This window comes from Streptomyces venezuelae, from assembly GCF_008642355.1.
Classification (GTDB): domain Bacteria; phylum Actinomycetota; class Actinomycetes; order Streptomycetales; family Streptomycetaceae; genus Streptomyces; species Streptomyces venezuelae_B.
Map to the genome: position 1 here is coordinate 1,495,387 of NZ_CP029193.1, position 22,508 is coordinate 1,517,894.

Here is a 22,508-nt window from a genome sequence, read left to right on the forward strand (position 1 = left end):
GCGATTCGCCAGGGTCCACGGCGCCGGACGCAACCGTCAGCGGCCGGCCTGCCGGGCGCCGGGAGCGTCCCCGACGTCGTCGACATCGTCGGCGTCATCGGTGTCGTCGAGCGGCACCGGCACGTCCGGGTCGATGTCGATGTCGACGTCGGTGTCCAGGCCTTCGAGCCCGTCGTCGTCCAGTTCGTCGTCGAAGACCACGCTGACGTCGAAGCGGCACACCACCCGGTGCGGGTCGGCCTGGTCGAAGGGGGCGTCGAGCCACTCCCCCGGTTCCGCCGGGGTGTCCACCGCGGTGACCCAGAGCGTGGAGTCGCCCTCCTCCAGGCCGAATTCCTTGTGCCGCGAGGAGATTTCGTCCGGTTCGAACTCTCCGAAGAGGACGCCGAGCGCGCTGTGCACGGTGTCCGCCGATCCTGCGCCCCCCGTGCCGCCCGCTTCGAGGTCGGCGACCCGCTGGGCCTGGGCGAGGAGCCGCTGCGGTTCGACCACGGTGTAGTCGCGCCGGAGCAGCACGCTCAGCGCGTTGGCTTCGTCGGGGCCCTGGTACGGCGGGAGCGCGTCGTCGGTGCCGGGGATCTCGAAGGGGGTGACCTCGTCGTAGCGGTCGTAGAGGAGTTCGTCGTACTCCTCGGCGGCCGCGGCGAGTTCGTTGAACGCTTCGTAGACGGCCGGATCGTCCTCGCCCGACCTGCGTTCGACCGCGGCCAGGTGGCGGTCGAGCGCGGTCTTGACCGCCTCGGCGGCGGCACGTACCTCGGCAGCGGTGGGCTGCGCAGCATCAGACATAGTGCAGACGCTATCCGTACGAGGCCCGTGCCCGCACAATAGATGCGATGCCGGAATACGAATTTGTCGACGTGTATGTACCGCGCGGGGTCACCCGCAAGGAAGCCACGCGCCTGCTGACGGACCACGCCGAGTACGGACACTGGGAGCTCGACCGCCTGAGTCTGCGCCCCGACGGGAGCCGCAGGGTGCGCCTGAAACGGCGCATCATCCGCCAGTTGCGCGCCACCTGGTGAAACGGAGCGGGCCCCGCGGTCGCGGGGCCCGCTCCGTTCGGCGTGCCGGCGTGCAGTGGCTCAGGCGGACGCCCGGGCCCTGCGGTAGAGCACGGCGCCCGCGAGCACCGCGCCCGCGCCGATGGGCAGCGCGAGGCCGAGCGGCAGCTCACTGCCGGTCGACGCGAGCTGCGATTTCCCCTCGGGCGGGGTGACGACCTGCGCCTGCGGGTTGTTGGGCATGGCGCGGTCCTGGATCGGCTTGACCGGGTCGTGCGGGGACTGCGAGCCCCCGGGCGTCTCCGGGTCGCCGGGGTTGCCCGGGTGACCGGGGTGACCGGGTTCACCAGGATTGCCCGGCTTGCCGGGTTCCTCCGGGTTGCCGGGGTGTTCCGGCTTGCCCGGCTCCTCGGGATCCGTCGGGGGCTTCTCGCCGCCCGGCGGGGTGACCGTGGAACCGGATTCGTTGGCGCACTCGTTGCCCATGGCCGGGTTTCCGAGGCCGCCGATGGTGACGCTGTTGCCGCACACGTTCACGGGGGCGTTGATCGGCAACTGCACGTTGTTGCCCGAGCCGACGCCGGGCGAGTCACTGGCGTGACCCTGCGCCTTGGCCCCGCCGGACGGCTTGTGCGAACCGCCGCCCTTGTGGCCGCCGTTGACGCAGCTGTTGCCCATCGCCGGGTTCAGGACGCCGACCACGTTCACGGTGTTCCCGCATACGTTGACCGGTGCGTCGACGGGAAGCTGGACGTTGTTGCCCGACAACACGCCGGGCGAATTCGCACTGCTTCCCTTGGCACCCGAGTCCGCGTGTGCGTAACCGCCGGTGGCGGCGAGCACGCCGGTCGCGGCCGCCACGGTGATCAGGCCTTTGCGCGTGACCTGTCGCATAGCTGTTCCCTGCCTTCAACCTGCCGGAATGCGTACGGGCCCGCTGCCCGGACGCGGAATGCCCATCGGCCCCGGAGCGCATGGCACGCACTCCGGGGCCGACGGACTCAGACCCTCAAGGGGCGAGGCACAACGACGTCACTTGTTGACGCAGGTGTTGCCGAAGGCGGGGTTCAGCAGCCCGATCACGGAGACCGTGTTGCCGCAGGCGTTCACCGGGATGTGCACGGGCACCTGGACGACATTGCCCGACACGACACCGGGAGAGCCCACAGCGGCACCCTGGGCGCCGGCGTCGGCGGTGGCGATGCCCGCGCCCGCGAGCACGAGACCGCCAGTGGCAGCCACAGCGGCGACGACCTTCTTGATCATTATTCCTCCTTGTTGGCAATGCAGTCCCAGCCGCGGACTGCATGACCTGTAACGAGGAGGAAGTGATGAGGCTACGAGCGGTCGCTCCCTTTCACTCTTCTCAGTCAAGTACGCACGCGCAGACGATTGTTCGTCAGGACGCGTCGATGAACCGGTCGAGCACGCGGACGCCGAATTTGAGGCCGTCCACCGGCACCCGCTCGTCGACGCCGTGGAACATCCCTGCGAAGTCCAGCTCCGGCGGCAGCTTCAGCGGCGCGAAGCCGAAGCCGCGGATGCCGAGATCGTCGAAGGACTTGGCGTCCGTGCCGGCCGAGAGCATGTACGGCACGGCGCGGGCGATCGGGTCCTCGGCGCGCAGCGCCGTCTGCATGGCGTCGACGAGCGCACCGTCGAAGGAGGTCTCCAGAGCCTTGTCGGCATGTACGTCCTCGCGCTTGACCCGCGGACCGAGGATCCGGTCGAGGTCGGCGAGGAATTCCTCCTCGTAGCCGGGCAGGTAGCGCCCGTCGACGTGCGCGGTGGCCTGGCCCGGAATCACGTTCACCTTGTAGCCCGCGCCGAGCTGCGTGGGGTTGGCGGTGTTCTGCAGGGAGGCGCCGATGAGCTTGGCGATGCCGCCGAGCTTGGCGAGCGTCTCGTCCATGTTCTCCGGGTCGAGCTCGGTGCCGAGGGCGTCGCCGAGCTCGTCGAGGAAGTGCCGGAGGGTCTTGGTGACGCGCACCGGGAACTTGTGGCGGCCGAGCCGCCCGACGGCCTCGGAGAGCTCGGTGATCGCGTTGTCCTTGTGGATCATCGATCCGTGGCCGGCGGTGCCGTCCACGGTGAGCTTCATCCAGTGCATGCCCTTCTGGGCCGTCTCGACGAGGTAGAGCCGCAGGTTCTCGTTGACGGTGAACGAGAACCCGCCGACCTCGCTGATCGCCTCCGTGCACCCCTCGAAGAGGTCGGGGTGGTGGTCGACCAGGTGCCGCGCGCCGTACGTGCCGCCCGCCTCCTCGTCCGCGAGGAAGGCCAGGACGATGTCGCGCGGGGGCTTGCGGCCGGTGCGCATGCGCTCGCGGACGACGGCGAGGGTCATCGCATCCATGTCCTTCATGTCGACCGCGCCCCGGCCCCAGACACAGCCGTCCGCGATCTCCCCGGAGAAGGGGTGGTGCGTCCAGTCCGCCGCGTTGGCCGGGACGACGTCCGTATGGCCGTGGATGAGGAGCGCGGGCCGAGACGGGTCCTCGCCCTCGATCCTGGCGACCGTGGAGGCCCGGCCCGGGTGGGATTCGAAGATCTTGGGTTCGAGGCCCACCTCGGCGAGCTTCTCCGCGACGTACTCGGCGGCCTTGCGCTCCCCCGGGCCCGAGTGGTCGCCGTAGTTGCTCGTATCGATCTGGATCAGTTCGCGACAGAGGTCGACGACCTCGTCCTCACCGGTGACGGCCTTGCCCGTGCTGGACCCGCTCACGCTGGCTCCTCCCGCATTCGCTGCTGGTGGTCCCCCTCATCCTCTCTCTCCGCGGCTCCGCGCCCAAGGGCGGGCGGGTGTCGTCATCCGCAGTTCACGAGGGGTGGCGGGGGTGATCGGACACCCCTGGAAGCCTGGTAATGTTCTCTGTGTCGCCGCGGGAAACGCCCCGCGAAGACAGACACCTTGTCCGGGTGGCGGAATGGCAGACGCGCTAGCTTGAGGTGCTAGTGCCCTTTATCGGGCGTGGGGGTTCAAGTCCCCCCTCGGACACCAGCAGGGCCCCAGTCGAGAGACTGGGGCCTTTCGCGTTGTGCGGGTCGCGCGGGACGGGGCGCTCAGGCCGGTCCCGCGGCATCCCGCCAGTAGGCGTGGTTGCGGCGGGCCGCCCGCGTGTCGCCGTGCCGCTCGCCCAGCGAGGAGCGGTAGTTCTCGGCGAGCTCGGCGAAGGCCGCCGCCGCGCGCTCCGGGTGGCCGCTCACTCCCAGCCAGTGGGCGTGCTGCCACCGGCAGCTGAGCGCACGCACGTCTTCGGGGCCCAGCGCTCCGGCGGCGTCCACGGCGAGCTCGGCGAAGAGGTCGGCGGCGGCCTCGGCGTCGCCGCCGATACCGGCCCACCGGGCGTGCTCGTGGCGCGCCTGGAGGGTGTCCGGGTGGCGTGGGCCGTGCTGGGCGGCCAGTTGTTCGGCGAGGCGCCCGTACCGGGCGGCCGCGGCGGCGGCACGGCCGCTCTCCCCCTCGGCGTGCGCCAGAGCCCGGTGCGTGAGGAGGGTGAGCTCGTGGCGGGCGCCGAGGACCCGGCCGCACTGCTGGGCGAGGACGTCCAGGGCCTCCAGCGCTCCCGCCAGGTCACCGGCCTCGCCCAGGCCGACGGCGCTGCTCAGCCGTTCGGGCACGTCCTCGGCGGTGAGCCCGCGGAACGCGGTGTTCGCGGCCAGGGCCAGCTGGTCGCTCGTCCCGGTACCGCAGCGCTGGGGTCTCGGCTCGCCCTTGGCCGCGAGGACGCGGGCCGTGTGGCGGTAGGCCGCGCCGAGGGTGAGCAGCTCCGGTTCCGCGGCGGACCCGTCGCGCAGGAACTTGATCAGCTCGCCGGTGAACAGCGTGTGGCGGTCGCCCAGGGGCGCGCGGGCCGGGGTGTTCGCGGGGGCGGAGGCGAGGACGAACGTACCGGCGATCTCCAGCTGGCCGAAGTAGAGCGACGCGGTGTCGCCCATGGCTTCGATGGCCCGGCCGGAGAAGCAGCAGTCGAGGAGCAGGACGCGGTTCCTCGCCGGTGCGGACGCCATGGTCTGGCGGATGAGGTCGAAGCGCAGGCTCGTCCAGCCGAGCAGCCGGGTGTCGCTCCCGGTGAGCAGGAGGTGCAGCAGTCCGTGTTCGTCCAGCGCGCCGTGGCCCGCGAAGTAGACCAGGAACATGTCCTCCACGCCGCTCGCCGCGCGGCTGAGGGCCGCCCCGACCTTCTGCGGTTCCCGTACGTCGCGCAGGAGCGTGCAGCGTTCCTCGGGCAGTGCGACGTTGTGGGGGCTGGTGAGCAGGGTCCGCAGGTCGTCGAGGTTGTTGCGGACCGCGGGCAGGTGCGGCAGTTCGACGTCGTCGTAGCTGCCGCAACCGATGAGCACTGCATGGGAGTTCGAGCCGCCGGCCAACCGCACTTGGTCCCCCTCTTGCTGTGCCGCACCGCTGCCCAAATGATAGCGACGCAACTCATCTGAGGAGTGGCGCTCTTACCGCTGTCCGAGGTTTCGGGCATGCTGGCCAATCCGAAGTCGGCTGTGACGGGTGGGGGTTGTTATGGGGCGCTCGGACGTGCGGGACGACGTGGACGCGTTAGACGGCAGAGGCGGTGCGCACCGGGCTTCCGCCGTCTGTACGGCGTTCCAGAATCTGGTGGCCGACGCCGCTCTCGCGGTGGAGTCCGCCGCGTTCGCGTCGGCGGTCCGGCTGTTCGACTCGGTCAGGACGAGCGGCAACTGTCTCTACGCCATCGGGAACGGCGGGAGCGCTGCGACGGCGGCCCACTTGGCGTGCGATCTCGCGATGACCTCGGGCCCGCAGGCGGCGGGGCTGCGGACGAACGCGCTCACCGGCAACACCCCGCTGCTGACCGCGCTGGCCAACGATGTCGGTTACGACCGCGTGTTCTCGGAGCAGCTGGCCCGTCTGCTGACGCCGGGCGACGTGGTGGTGGCCATCAGCGTCAGCGGCAACTCGCCGAACATCCTGGAGGGCCTGAAGACGGCACGGGCGCGCGGGGTGCCCACGGTCGGGCTGCTCGGCGGCTCGGGCGGCAGCGCGGCCGCGCTCGTCGACGTGCCGCTGCTGGTCGACAGCGAGGTGTACGGCGTGGTGGAGACCGTCCACCTGGGCCTCGTGCACTCCCTGGCGCTCGCCCTGGGCACGGGCAGGGGCCGTTCCCAGGACATTCTCGAGGCCTCGCTCGACGGAACGCAGGGCTGAGGGTGGGACGTCGGTCCGCGCGGGGGGCGCGTACGGCCGATGTGGTGCTGGTGTCCGACCGGGGGCCCGTGACGTTCCGTGCCACCCCGTCAGGCCTGGCTCCGGAGCGCCGGGCGGGCAGTGTGACGGCGCTGCTCGACCGGTCCGCGCGGGCGCTCGGCGGCGACGTGTGCTGGCTGGCACCGTCGGCGAGCGAGGAGGACCGGGAGGCGGTGCGGGACGGCCGGTTCGCCGGTCTCGGCCTGGGATACGAGTTCCGGCCGGTGCCCTTCGGGGCCGCGGACTACCGGCGGTACTACGAGGACGCGGGCGTACGAGGGCTCTGGTACGCGCTCCACGATCTGTGGGCGGACCTTCCGCGGGGTCTGGACGAGGGGGGCCCGGGTCCGCTCGGCGACGGCGCGGCGCTGCGGGCGTATCAGCGGGTGAACCGCGGTGTGGCCGCGGCGGCGGCGACGTACTGCCGTCCCGGTACCGTCGTCTGCTTCCAGGACTACCAGTTCGCCACGGCGCCCGGGTTCCTGCGCTCCCTGCTGCCCACGCAGACGGTGGGGCTCTTCGTGCACGCCGCGTTCGCCGGTCCCGCGTCGCTGGCCGGGCTGCCGGGTGCGGCGCGTGGGCTGCTCCTGCGCGGCATGCTCGCGGCGGACGTGCTGGGTTTCCAGTGCGAGCGGTGGGCGGACTCCTTCCTCCGGTTCGCCGGGGAGGCCGGGCACGAGGTCGACACCGTGTCCGGCGCGGTCCGGCATGCGGGTGGCCGGACGCTGGTCCGGCGCTATCCGGCGCCGCCCGACCAGGAGTACCTGTCCGGTGTGTTCGGCACGGCGGAGGCGGACCGGTGGTCCGAGACCTTCCGGCGGCTGCGGGAGGGGGCGGGGGCCGGTGCGCGGCTGCTGGTGCGGGTGGACCGGCTCGATCCCGCGAAGAACGTCCTGCGGGGGTTCGAGGCCTTGGCGCTGCTCCTCGCCGAGCGCCCGGAGCTGCGGCACGGCGTCAGGTTCGTGTGCTGTCTGACGCCCTCACGGCCCGCCGTCCCCGAGTACGCGTGGTACGCGGCGCGTGTGCGGGAGGCCGTCGCCGCCATCCAGCGGGATTTTCCCGGGGTCCTGACCGTGTACTGGGACGAGGACCGGGTGCGGGCCATGGCGGCTCTGCGGGAGTACGACGTCCTGCTGGTCAACTCCGTGCACGACGGGATGAATCTGGTCGCCCAGGAGGGGGTGCTGGTGAACGGGCGGGAGGGGGTGGTCGTCCTGTCGGCCAGGACCGGGAGCGCCGAGCGGCTCGGCGCGGGCGCTGTCGTGGTCGACGATCCGCGTGATGTGCGCGCGACCGCGGCGGCGCTCGGGCAGGCCCTCGCGATGCCGCCCGCCGAGCGTGCCGCGCGGGCGCGCCGGATGCGGGAGCCGCTCCTGACCACTTCGCCCGAGAGCTGGCTGCGGGCGCAGCTCGCCGATCTCACAGAGGTCCGGGATCTCCGTCCCTAGGGGTCCGGGGTCCAGGGCGCGATGTCGTCGTCCAGGGCGCGGAGGGCTTCCTTGACCGCTTCGGTGCGGGGGTCGCCGAGCCGTTCGAGATCCTTGAGGGCGAGGGAGTAGTAGATGGCGGCTTCCTTCGGGCGGCCCATGGCGGCGAGTGTCGCGCCGAGGTTGACGGCGGTCGCCGCGGCGCCCGGTTCGTCGCCGAAGGAGCGCCTGATCCGCAGCGCCTCGTCGAAGGTCGACACGGCCTCGTCGTCGCGCCCCGCCGTGCGGTAGGCCTCGCCGAGGTGGTTGAGCGAGGTGCCCTGGCCGAAGAGGTCCTTGATCTCGCGCTGGATGACGAGGGCGTCGAGCCAGTAGGCGATCGCCTGCTCGATGCGGCCGAGGTCGCGGTAGGCGGTGCCGAGGCTGTTGAGGTCGATGCCCTCGTTCCAGCGGTCGCGGATCTCCCGGTGGATGGCGAGGGCCTTCTTGGAGCAGCGGATCGAGTCCTCGATGCGGTCCATCCGGCGCAGTGCGCCCGCCAGGTTGTTGAGCGAGGTCCCTTCGCCGTACTTGTCGCCGATGCGGCGGCGGATGGCCAGGGCCTGTTCCCAGACCTCGACGGCCTTGTCGAACTCCAGCGTGCCGCGGTAGGCGTTGCCGAGGCTGTTCAGCGTCCACGCCTCGCCCATGTGGCAGCCGGAGCGGCGGGCGCCGCTCAGCCCCAGTTCGTGGGTGACGATCCAGTCGGTCATCAGCTTGCGCACGTTGAAGAAGCTCCACAGGACCACGGGCAGCTGCCAGGCGATGGCGTCCTGCCCGCACTGCACGGCCTGGCGCACGAGGGCGATCAGGTGGGTCCGTTCGGTGTCGCACCACGTGAGGGCCTCGGCCCCGTCGGCGAACCGGAGCGGTTCGCAGCGGTCGGGCAGCGCGTCGAGGTCGATGGCGCGCCGGTGCGGCATCAGCTGCCGGTTCGCCGCGTCGGCGGTGTGCAGGTACCAGAGGAGGCAGCGCCTGATGGATTCCGCGCGGGACTCCTCGGACTCCTCCTCGTACGCGCGCTCGGCGGCGTAGTCGTGGATGAGGTCGTGGAAGCGGAACCGGTCGGGCGCCACCTGTTCGAGCAGATGGCAGTCGATCAGGCCGCGCAGGTACACGTGCGTGCGGGCACGGGAGTCGCCGGTCGCGGCGGCCGCGGCGAGGAGGCTGAACTCGCCCGTGGGGTGCAGGCCGAGGATCCGGAAGCAGCGGGCGCTGCCGGTGCCGAGTGCGCGGTACGACCAGGAGAAGGCGACGCGCACCTCGCGCTGTTCGGCGCCGGTGTCCTCGCCGTCCGCGGCGAAGGTGTCGAGCCGGTGGCGCTCGTCGCCGAGGCCCTCCAGGAGGTCGGCTATGGGCCACTGCGGGTACGCGGCGACGCGTTCGCCCACGATGCTGAGGGCCAGCGGCAGATGGCCGCAGCCGGCCGCGAGTTCCTCGACCGCGCCGGGCTCGTGCAGCACGCGGTCGCCGCCGACGATCCCGGTCAGCAGCTCGATGGACTCTCGTTCGCTGAGGGTGTCGAGGCGGATGGAGCGCGCGCCGTAGGTCCCCACCAGCCCTTGGAGGCGGTTGCGGCTGGTCACGATGACCACGCAGGTGGCGCTGCCGGGCAGCAGGGGGAGCACCTGTGCCGTGTCACGGGCGTTGTCCAGGAGGAGCAGCATCTTCCGTTCGTGCAGGAGGGTGCGGAACATGGCCGCGCGCGGTTCGAGTTCCTGCGGCACCTTGGGTGAGGCCACGTCCAGCGCGTGCAGGAAGTCGGCGAGGACCTCTGCGGGTTCGAGGGGGATGCCCGGTCCGTAGCCCCGGAGGTTGACGTAGAGCTGTCCGTCGGGGAACGCGTCGCGTGAGCGGTGCGCCCAGTGGACCATCAGCGCGGTCTTCCCGACGCCGGGGGCGCCGCCGACGGAGGAGATGACGGCGGTGTCGGGGCCCACCCCGCGGCGCTCCCCCAGCAGCTGGTCCAGTTCGGCGAGTTCGTCGTCGCGGCCGACGAACCCGGGGCGGTCGAGCGGCAGCTGGTGGGGGACGGGGAGCGGCGGCCGGTCCGCGGGCGCCGCCTCGGCGGGCCGGAACCTCAGCAGGTTCTCGATCAGCCGGCGGCCGAACTCGGGGTCCGCGGTGACGGCTCGCGACAGCTCGTCGACCGATCCGACGGCGGGACGGCGGCTCTCCTCCGTGTCCGGCGCGTTCCGGCCGGGCCGCCCGCCCGTGCGGTCGTCCAGCAGCCTGCGGAGCCCCTCCCAGCTGGTCTGCGAGCCGGTCACGGGCGCGTCGCGCGACGGCGCGCCCGTGACCGTTCCGTGCATTTCCCCTGCCGACACCGGTCCACCCCCGTGGGTCAAGCCAAGTGGAGCGAATTATACGGCTCTCGAAAGGCCGCGAGACGTGTCCCGGAGGGGTGGCTTGGGTATTCTCGCGGGCGTCGGGTTCTTCCTGGGGAGGGTGCGTGGCGAACGCATCGTCAGATGCCTTGGTTCTCTTCGGCGCGACCGGTGATCTGGCGCGACGAAAACTCTGGCCCGCCCTCTATCGTCTGTCACTCCCGTTTTCCGAACAGTGTTCGCCTTTGATCGTCGCGGTCGGTCTGCCCGGTCTCGGCAGGGAGGGTTTCGAGAAGTTCGTGACGTCGGCCGTCCACGACATGTGCGGCCCTTCGGACGGGGTGACGGTCCACGGACTGCTGGCCAGGACCTGCTACATCGAGGGGGACACGGCGCGGCGCGACACCATGGACGAGGTGGCGCGGGCGCTGCGCGCCGCGGACCGTTCCGTGTACTTCCTCGGCGTCCCGCCCCCGCTGGCTTCCGGGACGATCGCGACGATGGGAGCCGTGCGCCTTCCGCCGGGCTCCGTGCTCGTCGAGAAACCCTTCGGCAACGATCTTCATTCGGCGCGGGCGCTGAACGAATCGCTGCTGAAGGTGTTTTCGGCCGACTCCGTCCTGAGAATGGATCACTACCTCGGCAAGGAAGCGGTCGAAAATCTCCTGGCTTTCCGTTTCTGCAATCCCTTTCTCGCCGCCGCGTGGGACAGGAACACCATTTCCCGGGTGCAGATCACGCATTGCGAGAGCAGAGGTGTCGACACGCGCGGCTCTCTGTACGAGGAGATCGGCGCGGTCCGTGACGTCGTCCAGAGCCATCTGCTGCAACTCGTCGGGACAGTGGCGATGGAGGCGCCCGCCGACGGCACCGCGGAGGCCTTCCGCGAGCGGATCGCGCAGGCACTCGCCCGGGTGCGCCCGGTCGAGCCGGGACGGCTGGTGCGCGGACAGTACGCGGGCTACCGGGCGGAGGCGGGGGTGGCCCGCGACTCGGCGGTGGAGACGTTCGCCGCGTTGCGCCTGGACGTCGACGCCGAGCGCTGGCGCGGTGTGCCGTTCCTGCTGCGCTCGGGCAAGGGCATGGCGGCGACGGCGATCGAGGTGGTCGTGGACTTCGTGCCCGCCGAGCGCCGGCTCTGGTTCGCCGGCGAGGATCCTGGGCCCGCGCGTCTGCGGTTCCGGCTGGGCGGTCACGGCGGGGCGGTGCTGACCGTCAACGCGCGCAGGCCCGGGGCGGATCCCGGGCCGATGCCGGTGGATCTGGCCTTCGATCTGGAGGCGGCGGGGCCCTCGTGGGAGGCGTACACGCATCTCCTCGCGGACGCGATCCACGGCAGGACGGGCCGGTTCGTGTCGATGCGGACGGTGGAGGAGTCGTGGCGCATCGTGGCCCCGGCGCTGGACGTGCGGGACGCGCCGCTGCCTTACGCGCGCGGCTCGTGGGGTCCGGAGGAGGCGGCGGGGCTGCCCGGGGCCGACGGGTGGTGCGCGCCGCTCTAGGTCTTCACGGAGCCTGCCCCTCCCCCAGCGCGTCCCGTGTCGCCAGCCGGTAGGCGCCCCGCACGCCCACCAGCGGGTCGAGGGCGAGTCGGACCGGGACCTCCGCGAGCAGGTCGTGGTGGCAGGCTCCCGGGCTGATGAAGCGGTCCAGGAACGCCGTCTCCGCGCACAGGAACTCCGCGACGCCGGGCGCCTGCAGCACTCCGCTCGTCAGGGTGACGGCGCCGCCCGCGGGCATGCACACCAGGACCATGTCGCGCAGGTACTGGCCGAAGAGGGCGGCGAAGAGCCGGACGGCCTCGCGGGCGCACGGGTCGCCGGCCAGGGCCGCCGCGGTGATCAGGGGCGCCACGGCCGCGCCGGTCCGCCGTGCCTCGGTCACCCCGGCGTGCAGGCCGGGGGCCGGCGGCGTCGCGTGGCACACGTAGTCGTACATCCGGTCGAAGCCGCGGAGCCCGCCGATGGACTCCTCGACGGTGACGACCCCCGCGAGCCCGCCGATCCCCCCGCTCCCGGACCGCAGGAAGGCGAGGTAACCCGCCTCGAACGCGTCCACCGGCTGCCAGGTGACGTGCCCCGACTCGGACGTGCGCACCTCCCCGCCCCCGTCGAGGAGCGCGCTGCCGACGCCGCTGCCCACGGAGACCGCGAGGAGTTCGTCCGCGTGCGAGGCGGCGTCGTGGCGGGTGAGCGGACGCACCTCGTCCGGTCCGAGGTCCGCCATGCCGTGCGCGGTGGCCGTCATGTCGTTGACGACGCGGAGCCGGATGCCGTGCTCGGCCGCGAACGCGTCCCTCTCGAACAGCGGCCAGTGCGGCAGGTTCGTCATCTGTACGTTGCCGTGCGCGGGGACGCGGCCCGCGACCGCGAGCACCACGGACTCGGGGCGCAGGCCCGCCGCGCCGAGGGTCGCGGTCACGAGGTCCCCGAGCGACGGGAAGTCGGCGGTGCGCACCTTCCACTCCCCGTACTCCGGTTCACCGGCCCGGCCGCCGCGGAGCCGGGAATGGGTACCGCCCACGTCGAACGCGGCCACCGTTGTGCGCACTGCCTCACCACTTCGTCTCGGGTCGGCCCAATTCTCCCCCGTACGGGCCGAGTTGTCGTGGGGCACAGTATGACGAGACGTCCATGCGGACACGGACACACGGAGACGTGCGCACGGACGCGGGAACGGATGCGGTGAGGTCATGTCGGTACGGATCGAAGTGAGGGGTCCTGCGGGGTCCGACGCGGCGCTGGTGCGGGATCTGCACGCCTGGCTGCAGCGGGAGGACGACCTGCGGGGCCGGGTCGGGCTCGCGGGCGCGGCGCCGGAGCCCGGCCAGATGGGGGCCGTGTCGGAGCTCGTCCTGACGGCGGTCAGCAGCGGTACGGTCGCCGCCCTGGTGGCGTCCGCGCAGCTCTGGATCAAGCAGCGGCGCGCGAACCTCTCCATCGTCGTGCGGCACCCGGACGGCAAGGAGGTGGAGATCGACGCGGAGCAGATCTCGGGTGCCGAGGAATTCATCCGAACGGTGCTGCGGGACGCGGACCCGGCACCCTGACGCCCTGCTGCCCGCATGCGCCCCCGTCCGTGGTCAGTTATCGAACCGGTACCCCATTCCCGGCTCCGTGACGAGGTGCCGGGGCCGGGAGGGGTCCGTCTCCAGTTTGCGGCGGAGCTGCGCCATGTAGACGCGCAGGTAGTTGGTCTTCGTGCCGTGGGACGGGCCCCACACGTCGAGCAGCAGCTGCCGCTGGGTGATGAGGCGTCCCGGGTGGCGGATGAGGATCTCCAGGAGCTGCCACTCCGTGGGGGTGAGGCGTACGTCGCGGCCGTCGCGGGTGACCTTCTTGGCGGCCAGGTCGACGGTGAAGCCGTCGGTGGCGATCACGGCGGTCTCCCGTCCGGCCGGGACGGGTTGGGTGCGGCGGACGGCGGCCCGCAGCCGGGCGAGGAGCTCGTTCATGCCGAACGGCTTGGTGATGTAGTCGTCGGCGCCCGCGTCGAGCGCCACGACCTTCTCGGCAGAGGCACGCCGGGCGGTGAGGACCAGGACCGGCGCGCGGGTGCGGCCGCGGAGGAGTCTGAGCACCTCGATGCCGTCCATGTCGGGCAGGCCCAGGTCGAGGATGACGACGTCCGGCTGCCGGGCCTCCGTCAGGCGCAGCGCGGTGGTTCCGTCGGGGGCGGCGTCCACCCCGTACTGACGGGCTCTCAGGTTGATCACGAGCGCCCGTACGAGCTGCGTGTCGTCCTCCACGACCAGCACCCGGGTCATCTGGTCACCCCTTGCCGGTGAGTTCCTTCAGGGCGATGTTGAGCTGGAGGACGTTGACGCGCGGCTCGCCGATGAAGCCGAGGGTGCGTCCGTCGGTGTGGTCGTCGACCAGCTCCTGGACCTGTCGTACGGGCAGGTGGTTCTCGGCGGCCACGCGTCGGACCTGGAGGTCCGCGTACGCCGGGGAGATGTGCGGGTCGAGGCCGGATCCCGAGGAGGTGACGGCGTCGGGGGGCACGTCGGAGGGGCTGACGCGGTGGCCGGGGGTGGAGTTGTCCTTGATGACGGCCGCCTTGGCGTCCTCGACCTGCTTGATCAGTTCCTTGTTGGCGCCGGAGAGGTTGGTGGCGCCGGACAGGAGCAGCTTGTACCGCGTGTTGACGCTGTTCTCGCCGAGGCCGTTGGAGGGGCGGGGCTGGAACCACTTGAGGTCGGGCTCGGCCGTCTCCTGGCCCTCCTTCAGCGGCAGGTCGTAGCGCTGGCCGATGAGTTCGGAGCCGACGGTCCTGCCGTCCGCCGTCACCTCGGAGCCGTTGGCCTTGTCGTGGAACAGGGCCTGGGCGACGCCGGTCACGGCGAGCGGGTAGAGGACGCCGCAGATGACGGTGAGGACGAGGAGGGCGCGCAGGCCGGCGCCGATCAGCCGGGCGGTGTTTCCTACGGAGTTGTTCATGGCTGCGTCACCCAATGCCGGGGATGAGGGAGATGAATACGTCGATGATCTTGATGCCGATGAACGGGGCGACGAGCCCGCCCAGGCCGTAGAGGCCGAGGTTGCGCCGCAGCATCCTGTCCGCGCTCATCGGCCGGTACCGGACGCCCTTGAGGGCGAGCGGCACGAGCGCGACGATGATCAGGGCGTTGAAGACGACGGCGGAGAGGATCGCGGACTCCGGCGACGACAGGTTCATGATGTTGAGCTTGTCGAGCGACGGGTAGGCGACCGCGAACATCGCGGGGATGATCGCGAAGTACTTCGCGACGTCGTTGGCGATCGAGAAGGTCGTCAACGCGCCCCGGGTGATCAGGAGTTGCTTGCCGATCTCGACGATTTCGATGAGCTTCGTCGGGTTGGAGTCGAGGTCGACCATGTTCCCGGCCTCCTTGGCGGCGGAGGTGCCGGTGTTCATGGCGACGCCGACGTCGGCCTGGGCGAGCGCGGGGGCGTCGTTGGTGCCGTCGCCCGTCATCGCGACCAGCTTGCCGCCGGCCTGCTCACGCTTGATCAGCGCCATCTTGTCCTCGGGCGTGGCCTCGGCGAGGAAGTCGTCCACGCCCGCCTCGTCCGCGATGGCCTTGGCGGTCAGCGGGTTGTCACCCGTGATCATGACGGTCTTGATGCCCATGCGGCGCAGTTCGTCGAACCGTTCGCGCATGCCTTCCTTGACGACGTCCTTGAGGTGGATCACCCCGAGGACCCGGGCCCCGTCGGCGTCTTCCAGAGCCACGAGCAGCGGCGTGCCGCCGGCCTGGGAAATCCGGTCGTTGATCTCCTGCGCGTCCTCGGCGACCTCTCCACCACGCTCCTCGACCCAGGCCATGACCGAACCGGTCGCGCCCTTGCGGACCTTGCGGCCGTCGATGTCGACGCCGGACATGCGGGTCTGGGCCGTGAACTCGATCCACTCGGCGCCGGTCAGCTCGCCCTGGTGGCGCTCGCGCAGGCCGTACTTCTCCTTGGCGAGCACGACGACGGAGCGGCCCTCGGGCGTCTCGTCGGCCAGCGAGGAGAGCTGCGCGGCGTCGGCGACCTCTGCCTCGGTGGTGCCGCGCACCGGCACGAACTCGGCGGCCCGGCGGTTGCCGAGGGTGATGGTGCCGGTCTTGTCGAGGAGCAGCGTCGACACGTCGCCCGCGGCCTCGACGGCCCGTCCGGACATGGCGAGGACGTTGCGCTGGACCAGGCGGTCCATGCCCGCGATGCCGATCGCGGAGAGCAGGGCGCCGATGGTGGTCGGGATCAGGCAGACGAGGAGCGCGGCGAGGACGATCATCGAGGTCTGGTCGTCGGCGCCCGCGTAGATCGCGAAGGGCTTGAGGGTGACGACGGCGAGCAGGAAGACGATGGTGAGGGACGCCAGGAGGATGTTCAGGGCGATCTCGTTGGGTGTCTTCTGGCGGGCCGCGCCCTCGACCAGGTTGATCATGCGGTCGATGAACGTCTCGCCGGGCTTCGTCGTGATCTTGATGACGATGCGGTCGGAGAGGACCTTCGTGCCGCCCGTGACGGCGGAGCGGTCGCCGCCGGACTCGCGGATGACGGGCGCCGATTCGCCGGTGATCGCGGACTCGTCGACGGACGCCACGCCCTCGACGACGTCGCCGTCGCCGGGGATGATGTCGCCGGCCTCGCAGACGACGAGGTCACCGATGCGCAGGTCGGTGCCGGCCACGGACTCCTCGGCGGTGCCGGAGAGGCGGCGGGCGACGGTGTCGGTCTTGGCCTTGCGCAGGGTGTCGGCCTGCGCCTTGCCGCGGCCCTCGGCGACGGCCTCCGCGAGGTTGGCGAAGACGGTGGTCAGCCAGAGCCAGGCGGTGATCGCCCAGCCGAACCAGTCCCCCGGGTCCTTGAGCGCGAGCACGGTGGTGACCACCGAACCGATCAGGACGACGAACATGACGGGCGACTTGACCATCACGCGCGGGTTCAGTTTGCGGAAGGCGTCCGGCAGTGACTTCAGGAGTTGCGCCGGGTCGAAGAGGCCCGCGCCGACCTTGCCGGAGTCGCCGTCGGCGGGCTTGTGCCCCGTGGGGACGTCCTGGTGCGGGGCGCGGTCCGCGGTGGCGAGCGACCCTTCGTTCCGGTCGTCGGCCTGGTGCTTCTCGGTGTCTGTGCTCATGACGCGAGCCCCTCGGCAAGCGGTCCCAGCGCGAGCGCGGGGAAATAGGTGAGACCGGTGATGATCATGATCGTGCCGACCAGCAATCCGGTGAACAGCGGCTTTTCGGTGCGCAGGGTCCCCGCCGTCTCGGGAACCGGCTGCTGCGCGGCCAGCGACCCGGCGAGCGCGAGGACGAACACCATCGGCAGGAAGCGGCCGAGCAGCATCGCGAGCCCGATCGTGCTGTTGAACCACTGCGTGTCGGCGTTCAGGCCCGCGAAGGCCGAACCGTTGTTGTTGGCCCCTGAGGTGTAGGCGTAGAGGATCTCGGAGAAGCCGTGGGCGCCGGTGTTCGTCATGGAGTCGCCCGGGGTGGGCAGGGCCATCGCGACGGCCGTGAAGCCGAGGACGAGCGCCGGGGTGACGAGGATGTAGCAGGCGGCCAGCTTGATCTCGCGGGTGCCGATCTTCTTGCCGAGGTACTCGGGGGTGCGGCCGACCATCAGTCCGGCGATGAACACGGCGATGAGGGCCATGACGAGCATGCCGTAAAGGCCGGATCCGGTGCCGCCGGGCGCGATCTCACCGAGCTGCATGCCGAGCAGCTGGATGCCGCCGCCGAAGCCGGTGTACGAGGAGTGGAAGGAGTTCACCGCGCCGGTGGAGGTGAGCGTGGTGGCGACGGAGAAGATCGCCGATCCCGCGACGCCGAACCGGTTCTCCTTGCCCTCCATCGCCCCGCCCGCGAGGTCGAAGGCCGGGCCGCCGTGGTGGAACTCGGTCCACATCATCAGCGCGGTGAAGCCGAGCCAGATCGTCGCCATCGTGGCGAGGATCGCGTAGCCCTGCCGGAGCGAGCCGACCATCCTGCCGAAGGTCCGCGTCAGTGCGAACGGGATGAGCAGGATCAGGAAGATCTCGAAGAGGTTCGAGACCGGGCCGGGGTTCTCGAAGGGGTGGGCGGAGTTGGCGTTGAAGTAACCGCCGCCGTTGGTGCCGAGTTCCTTGATGACTTCCTGCGAGGCGACGGCGCCGCCGTTCCATTCCTGCTTCGTACCGAGGAACTGTCCGACCTCGTGGATGCCGGAGAAGTTCTGCAGGGCGCCGCAGGCGACCAGGACGAGCGCGCCGATCACGGAGATCGGGAGCAGGATGCGGACGGTGCCGCGCACGAGGTCGGCCCAGAAGTTGCCGAGCTCACCGGTGCGGGACCGGGCGAAGCCGCGTACGAGGGCCACCGCGACGGCGATGCCCACGGCGGCCGAGACGAAGTTCTGGACCGCGAGACCGCCGGTCTGCACGACGTGGCCCATGGCCTGTTCGCCGGAGTACGACTGCCAGTTGGTGTTCGCGACGAACGACGCCGCGGTGTTGAACGCCTGGTCCGGGTCGATGGACTTGAAGCCGAGCGAGCCGGGCAGCGAGCCCTGGAGCCGCTGCAGCAGGTAGAGGAAGAGGACGCCGGCGGCGGAGAAGGCGAGGACGCCGCGCAGGTACGCGGGCCAGCGCATCTCCGTGTCGGGGTCGGCGCCGATGGCCTTGTAGATCCACTTCTCGGCACGGAGGTGCTTCTTCGAGCTGTAGACGCGGGCCATGTAGTCGCCGAGCGGACGGTATGCGAGCGCGAGCGCCGCCACGAGGGCGAGCAGCTGGAGCACACCGGCAAGAACGGGGCTCATATCCGTACTCAGAACCTCTCCGGGAAGACGAGGGCGAGGACGAGATAGCCAAGGAGGGCGACGGCCACGACGAGGCCGACGATGTTCTCGGCGGTCACAGCTTCGTCACCCCCTTGGCGACGAGGGCCACCAGCGCGAAGAGCGCGAGCGTGGTGACGACGAAGGCCACGTCGGCCATCGTGAGCTCCTGAAGGAAGTGGACGGTGCAGTAGTTGCTCGGACGGTTAGAGGTAACCGTCCTTTTCACCGTCCACGGCCGGCGTTGACACCCTCCATACGGCGCGTTCGGCCGTCTTGACGGCTCCCATACGGAGGGTGCCGGTCCGCGCCCGTCCGGGGCCGGGCCGCTACTCCCGCAGCTCGGCCAGGCGCGCCAGGGCGTCCCGCGCGGATTCCCGCTCCGTGGCGGTGAGCGGGAGGTCGGCGGCGCGGGTCAGCAGCCGCTCGGCCAGGCCTTCGTCGCCGAGGCGGCGGGCGATGTCGCCGCGCAGGACCAGGAGGCGCAGCTCCTGTACGGGGGTGGGGTGCTCGTCGGTGCGGCCGAGGGCCCTGTCGATGATCTTCGCGGCGCCGGGCAGGTCCTCCTTGGAGTCGGCGAACAGGTCGGCCATGTGCAGGGCCCGCGCGAAGGTCTCCTTGGGCGCGGGACGCATCGACCGGTCCTCGCTGATCCGCTGTCCGACGCGGATGCTGTTGCCGCCGGGGTCGGTCATCAGGAACTGGCGCATGCCGTACGACATGTCCTTGAGCGGCCCGATGCGGGGCAGGCCGCGGGTGGGGATCCTGCCGTACGCCGCCTTGAGACCGGCGCGGAAGGCGGCGTGCAGCGTCTCGACGTCGTCCGTGACGACGTAGCACCCGGAGTAGGACTGCTGGGGGTCGTACTCCTTCATGGCGAAGAACTGCAGCTCGATGCGGCCGCGCTCGACGGCGGCGTACGGATAGGGGCTCTTCTGGAAGAAGGTCGTCTCGAAGCCGAGGGCGGTGTAGAAGTCGACCACCGGCTGGACGGTGCGGCACGGGAGGAGCGGAATCATCTTCTCGGGCATGCCGCCCAGTCTAGTCAAATTTGAATAGGCGTTCCTGTCGTCGCGTCCACGTGGTCCGGGATCTCGTCGTGGCGGTCGCCGACCGTCGGGGTGCCGGTGGGCTCGAAGAGGAGGATGCGGGCGCCCTTGGGTGCGTGGGGCCGGTGCTCGATACCGCGCGGGACGGTGAAGAGCGAGCCCTGCGGGAGCGTGACCCGGCGCTCCCCCGCGGGCTCGCGCAGGTCGATGTGCAGCTCGCCGCCGAGGACGAGGAAGAACTCGTCGGTGTCGTCGTGGACGTGCCAGACGTGGGTGCCCTCGACCTTGGCGACGCGGACGTCGTAGTCGTTGACGGAGGTGACGATGCGGGGGCTCCACAGGGCGTCGAAGGAGGCGAAGGCCCGGTCGAGCGCGATGGGCCGGGGAATGGACGCGTTGCCGGGTTCGGTGTTCATGCCGTGATCTTGCGACGTGGCCCACCGCCGCCACGAGTGCTAGAAATCGCACATGGCGCAAGGATCCTCGCACTCGTCCGCCGCGCGACCGCCGCACCGCGTCGTCGTCATCGTCGACGAGAACTCCAACCCCTTCGAACTCGGCTGCGCGACGGAGGTTTTCGGGCTGCGCAGGCCCGAACTCGGCCGCACGCTGTACGACTTCACGCTCTGCTCGCCCGGACCCGGCACCCCGATGCGGGACGGTTTCTTCACGCTCACCGGCGTGGCCGGACTCGACGCCGCCGACTCCGCCGACACCCTGATCGTGCCCAACCGGCCGGACACCGACGTACCGCGCCGCCCCGCCGTCCTCGACGCCGTCCGCCGCGCCCACGCGCGGGGCGCCCGCCTGGTCGGGTTCTGCAGCGGGGCGTTCACGCTCGCCGAGGCCGGGGTGCTCGACGGGCGGCGGGCCACCGCGCACTGGCAGTGGGCCGACTCCTTCCGGGAGCGGTTTCCGGCCGTTCAGCTCGAACCCGACGTGCTGTTCGTCGACGACGGCGACATCCTCACCGCGGCGGGCAGCGCGGCCGCCCTCGATCTCGGCCTGCACATCGTGCGCACGGACTTCGGTGCGGAGGTCGCGTGCTCCGTGAGCAGGCGGCTCGTGTTCGCCGCCCATCGCGACGGCGGGCAGCGGCAGTTCATCGAACGGCCGGTGCCCACCGTCCGGGACGAGTCCCTCGCGCCGCTCCTCGCCTGGGCGCGGGAGCGGCTCGGCGAACCCGTGACCGTGACCGCTCTCGCCGCCCGCGCCGGGGTCAGCCCCGCCACCCTGCACCGCCGCTTCCGCGCCCAGCTCGGCACGACCCCGCTGGCCTGGCTCACGGGTGAGCGTGTGGCGCTGGCCTGCCGACTCATCGAGCGCGGCGAGGAGCGCCTCGACGTGGTCGCGCACCGCAGCGGCCTCGGCACCGCCGCCAACCTGCGGGCCCGGCTGCGCCGCGAGACCGGGCTCAGCCCGTCCGGCTACCGGCGCAGGTTCGGACCCGGGGCGCCCGTACCGGCTGGCCGGATCCCGGCTGCCGCCATGGCCCGCACCCCGTGAAGACTGGCCTCCCCCACGCGCCGGGCGCCGTCGCCCACCGCGCGCCCTCGCCACCGAGCAGAGGCGGACCGCCATGCCGACCGGAGCGCAGATCCTGATCAACGGACTCGTGGACGGAGGCGTCCGCGCGTGCTTCGCCAACCCCGGCACCTCCGAGATGCACTTCGTGGCCGCCCTGGACGAGACGCCTGAACTGCGGCCCGTGCTCTGCCTCTTCGAGGGCGTCGCCACGGGCGCCGCCGACGGCTACGGACGCATGACGCGGCGCCCCGCCTGCACGCTCCTGCACCTCGGCCCCGGCCTCGCGGGCGGCCTGCCCAACCTGCACAACGCGCGCAGGGCCGCCACTCCCGTCGTCAACGTCGTCGGCGACCACGCCCTGCACCACAAGCGGCTCGACGCGCCCCTGGAGTCCGACATCGGGGCGCTCGCCCGCACCGTCTCGGCATGGACGCGGCGCACCTACTACGCCACCGAACTCGCCGGTGACGTCGCCGCCGCCGTCACCGCGGCGACCGGTCCGCCCGGCGCCGTCGCGACGCTGGTCGTGCCCGCCGACGTGTCCTGGTCGCAGGCGGGCGACGCACCGGCCGCCGCCCGTCCCGCCCCCGCGCGGCACGGTCTCGTCTCCGTGGACGCCGTGACGGGCGCCGCCGGGGCCCTGCGGTCCGGCGAGGACGCCGCGCTGCTGCTCGGCGGGGACGCCGTGCGCGGGGCCGGTCTGGAGGCGGCGGGACGCATCGCCGCGGCGACCGGCGCGAGGCTGCTCGGCGAGACCTTTCCCGCCCGCATGGAGCGGGGCGCGGGGCGGCCCGCCGTGGAGCGGCTCGCGTACCTGGCGGCCGGCGCGAGCCGACAGCTCGCGGGCGTACGGCACCTGGTGCTCGCCGGTGCCGCGTCGCCGGTCACCTTCTTCGCGTATCCCGGGCAGGGCGGCGCGCTGGTGCCGCAGGGGTGCGCGGTGCATACGCTGGCGGCCGGCGCGGAGGACGTGACGGCGGCGCTCGAAGGGCTCGCCGAGGTGGTCGGGCCCGGCGCGCGGCACGTGCGGGAGGAGGCGGTACGGCCCGCGCTGCCCAGCGGTGGCCTGACGGCCGAGTCGGCGGCCGGGGTGATCGGGGCGCTGCTGCCGGAGGGCGCCGTCGTCGTCGACGAGGCGAACACCTCCGGGCTGTGGCTGCCGGGCGCGACGGCGGGCGCGCCGCCGCACGACTGGCTGACGCTGACGGGCGGTGCCATGGGGCAGGGGCTGCCGGTCGCGGTGGGGGCGGGGGTGGCCTGCCCCGACCGGCCCGTGCTCGCCCTGGTCGGCGACGGCGCCTCCATGTACACACTCCAGGCGCTGTGGACGCAGGCACGGGAGGGGCTCGACGTCACGACGGTCGTCTTCGACAACGGGTCGTACGCGATCCTCAATCTGGAACTGGGCGCGGTGGGCGCGGTCGCGGGCGGGGAGCGGGCCCGCAGGCTCCTCGACCTGTCGGGGCCGCCCCTCGACTTCGTCGCGCTGGCACGCGGGATGGGGGTTCCCGCCGAACGGGCGGGCACGGCGGAGGAGTTCGCGGCGCTGCTGAAGCGGGGCCTGGCGGAACCCGGGCCCTTCCTGATCGCCTGTGTGGTGCCGCCGCTGGCGTAGGGCTCAAGCGGGTG

22 protein-coding genes and 1 tRNA gene are annotated in these 22,508 nt (G+C 71.7%); 8 read left to right on the plus strand and 15 right to left on the minus strand.

The window, feature by feature from the left end:
* Positions 1 to 36 precede the first annotated feature (36 nt).
* Positions 37 to 789 carry a hypothetical protein gene (locus DEJ47_RS06945; RefSeq protein WP_150165947.1) on the minus strand — a complete coding sequence of 251 codons (753 nt, stop codon included), beginning with the start codon at positions 787 to 789 and terminating at the stop codon, positions 37 to 39.
* A 47-nt stretch (positions 790 to 836) separates the two neighbouring features.
* Here DEJ47_RS06945 and DEJ47_RS06950 point away from each other — a divergent pair, with 47 nt between their 5' ends.
* Positions 837 to 1,025, plus strand: coding sequence for a DUF5703 family protein (locus DEJ47_RS06950; RefSeq protein WP_079074641.1), 189 nt, complete (start codon positions 837 to 839; stop codon positions 1,023 to 1,025).
* 60 nt (positions 1,026 to 1,085) lie between these two features.
* Here DEJ47_RS06950 and DEJ47_RS06955 read toward each other — a convergent pair whose 3' ends face one another.
* From DEJ47_RS06955 to DEJ47_RS06965, 3 genes are all read right to left on the minus strand, one after another.
* Positions 1,086 to 1,898, minus strand: coding sequence for a chaplin (locus DEJ47_RS06955; RefSeq protein WP_150165949.1), 813 nt, complete (start codon positions 1,896 to 1,898; stop codon positions 1,086 to 1,088).
* A gap of 138 nt (positions 1,899 to 2,036) precedes the next feature.
* Entirely contained in the window at positions 2,037 to 2,270 is a 234-nt protein-coding gene (locus tag DEJ47_RS06960; RefSeq protein WP_150165951.1) for a chaplin, read from the minus strand.
* Between the two features lie 133 nt (positions 2,271 to 2,403).
* The gene (locus DEJ47_RS06965; protein ID WP_150165953.1) at positions 2,404 to 3,729 is read right to left on the minus strand and encodes a M20/M25/M40 family metallo-hydrolase; all 1,326 of its coding nucleotides are present in this window, start codon (positions 3,727 to 3,729) and stop codon (positions 2,404 to 2,406) included.
* 188 nt (positions 3,730 to 3,917) lie between these two features.
* Here DEJ47_RS06965 and DEJ47_RS06970 point away from each other — a divergent pair.
* Positions 3,918 to 4,005, plus strand: a tRNA-Leu gene (locus DEJ47_RS06970).
* Between the two features lie 62 nt (positions 4,006 to 4,067).
* Here DEJ47_RS06970 and DEJ47_RS06975 read toward each other — a convergent pair.
* Positions 4,068 to 5,381, minus strand: a complete 1,314-nt coding sequence (locus DEJ47_RS06975) for a caspase, EACC1-associated type (RefSeq protein ID WP_190415302.1) — start codon at positions 5,379 to 5,381, stop codon at positions 4,068 to 4,070.
* A gap of 139 nt (positions 5,382 to 5,520) precedes the next feature.
* Here DEJ47_RS06975 and DEJ47_RS06980 point away from each other — a divergent pair, with 139 nt between their 5' ends.
* Complete coding sequence (locus DEJ47_RS06980) at positions 5,521 to 6,186, plus strand: SIS domain-containing protein (protein ID WP_150165957.1); 666 nt, start codon at positions 5,521 to 5,523, stop codon at positions 6,184 to 6,186.
* A gap of 44 nt (positions 6,187 to 6,230) precedes the next feature.
* Positions 6,231 to 7,673 carry a trehalose-6-phosphate synthase gene (locus DEJ47_RS06985; protein ID WP_161237172.1) on the plus strand — a complete coding sequence of 481 codons (1,443 nt, stop codon included), beginning with the start codon at positions 6,231 to 6,233 and terminating at the stop codon, positions 7,671 to 7,673.
* On the opposite strand, the gene DEJ47_RS06990 is transcribed toward DEJ47_RS06985, so the two are convergent.
* Complete coding sequence (locus DEJ47_RS06990) at positions 7,670 to 10,003, minus strand: ATP-binding protein (RefSeq protein ID WP_190415304.1); 2,334 nt, start codon at positions 10,001 to 10,003, stop codon at positions 7,670 to 7,672. The genes DEJ47_RS06985 and DEJ47_RS06990 overlap by 4 nt on opposite strands.
* A 140-nt stretch (positions 10,004 to 10,143) precedes the next feature.
* On the opposite strand from DEJ47_RS06990, the gene DEJ47_RS06995 reads away from it, so the two are divergent.
* Positions 10,144 to 11,520 (plus strand): glucose-6-phosphate dehydrogenase, encoded by a 1,377-nt coding sequence (locus DEJ47_RS06995; protein WP_190415306.1) that lies wholly within the window; start codon positions 10,144 to 10,146, stop codon positions 11,518 to 11,520.
* Between the two features lie 4 nt (positions 11,521 to 11,524).
* On the opposite strand, the gene DEJ47_RS07000 is transcribed toward DEJ47_RS06995, so the two are convergent.
* A complete protein-coding gene (locus tag DEJ47_RS07000) occupies positions 11,525 to 12,568 on the minus strand; it encodes a glucokinase (RefSeq protein ID WP_190415308.1) in 1,044 nt (347 codons plus the stop codon).
* A gap of 142 nt (positions 12,569 to 12,710) precedes the next feature.
* On the opposite strand from DEJ47_RS07000, the gene DEJ47_RS07005 reads away from it, so the two are divergent.
* A complete protein-coding gene (locus DEJ47_RS07005; protein WP_150165968.1) occupies positions 12,711 to 13,067 on the plus strand; it encodes an effector-associated constant component EACC1 in 357 nt (118 codons plus the stop codon).
* A gap of 33 nt (positions 13,068 to 13,100) precedes the next feature.
* Here the strand turns inward: DEJ47_RS07005 and DEJ47_RS07010 are convergent, their stop codons facing one another.
* The 8 genes from DEJ47_RS07010 to DEJ47_RS07040 form a co-directional block, all read right to left on the minus strand.
* Positions 13,101 to 13,784: a response regulator gene (locus DEJ47_RS07010; RefSeq protein ID WP_150165970.1), complete on the minus strand. Its 684-nt coding sequence runs from the start codon at positions 13,782 to 13,784 to the stop codon at positions 13,101 to 13,103.
* Positions 13,785 to 13,788: 4 nt separating this feature from the next.
* On the minus strand, positions 13,789 to 14,457 hold the full coding sequence (locus tag DEJ47_RS07015) for a potassium-transporting ATPase subunit C (RefSeq protein WP_150165972.1): 669 nt from the start codon (positions 14,455 to 14,457) through the stop codon (positions 13,789 to 13,791).
* A 7-nt stretch (positions 14,458 to 14,464) separates the two neighbouring features.
* Positions 14,465 to 16,624 (minus strand): potassium-transporting ATPase subunit KdpB, encoded by a 2,160-nt coding sequence (gene kdpB / locus DEJ47_RS07020; RefSeq protein ID WP_150165974.1) that lies wholly within the window; start codon positions 16,622 to 16,624, stop codon positions 14,465 to 14,467.
* The gene (gene kdpA, locus DEJ47_RS07025) at positions 16,621 to 18,285 is read right to left on the minus strand and encodes a potassium-transporting ATPase subunit KdpA (RefSeq protein WP_150165976.1); all 1,665 of its coding nucleotides are present in this window, start codon (positions 18,283 to 18,285) and stop codon (positions 16,621 to 16,623) included. Before kdpA ends, kdpB begins: the two co-directional genes overlap by 4 nt.
* 8 nt (positions 18,286 to 18,293) lie before the next feature.
* Positions 18,294 to 18,383, minus strand: coding sequence for a K(+)-transporting ATPase subunit F (gene kdpF / locus DEJ47_RS07030; protein ID WP_033264828.1), 90 nt, complete (start codon positions 18,381 to 18,383; stop codon positions 18,294 to 18,296).
* On the minus strand, positions 18,380 to 18,532 hold the full coding sequence (locus DEJ47_RS36340; protein ID WP_190415310.1) for a hypothetical protein: 153 nt from the start codon (positions 18,530 to 18,532) through the stop codon (positions 18,380 to 18,382). Before DEJ47_RS36340 ends, kdpF begins: the two co-directional genes overlap by 4 nt.
* Before the next feature lie 100 nt (positions 18,533 to 18,632).
* Complete coding sequence (locus DEJ47_RS07035) at positions 18,633 to 19,334, minus strand: bleomycin resistance protein (RefSeq protein WP_150165978.1); 702 nt, start codon at positions 19,332 to 19,334, stop codon at positions 18,633 to 18,635.
* Positions 19,335 to 19,348: 14 nt separating this feature from the next.
* A complete protein-coding gene (locus DEJ47_RS07040) occupies positions 19,349 to 19,768 on the minus strand; it encodes a cupin domain-containing protein (RefSeq protein WP_150165980.1) in 420 nt (139 codons plus the stop codon).
* A gap of 52 nt (positions 19,769 to 19,820) precedes the next feature.
* On the opposite strand from DEJ47_RS07040, the gene DEJ47_RS07045 reads away from it, so the two are divergent.
* Together DEJ47_RS07045 and DEJ47_RS07050 are read left to right on the plus strand one after the other, a co-directional pair.
* Positions 19,821 to 20,858: a GlxA family transcriptional regulator gene (locus DEJ47_RS07045; protein ID WP_150165982.1), complete on the plus strand. Its 1,038-nt coding sequence runs from the start codon at positions 19,821 to 19,823 to the stop codon at positions 20,856 to 20,858.
* A 73-nt stretch (positions 20,859 to 20,931) separates the two neighbouring features.
* Positions 20,932 to 22,494 (plus strand): acetolactate synthase large subunit, encoded by a 1,563-nt coding sequence (locus tag DEJ47_RS07050; RefSeq protein WP_150165984.1) that lies wholly within the window; start codon positions 20,932 to 20,934, stop codon positions 22,492 to 22,494.
* Positions 22,495 to 22,508 lie beyond the last annotated feature (14 nt).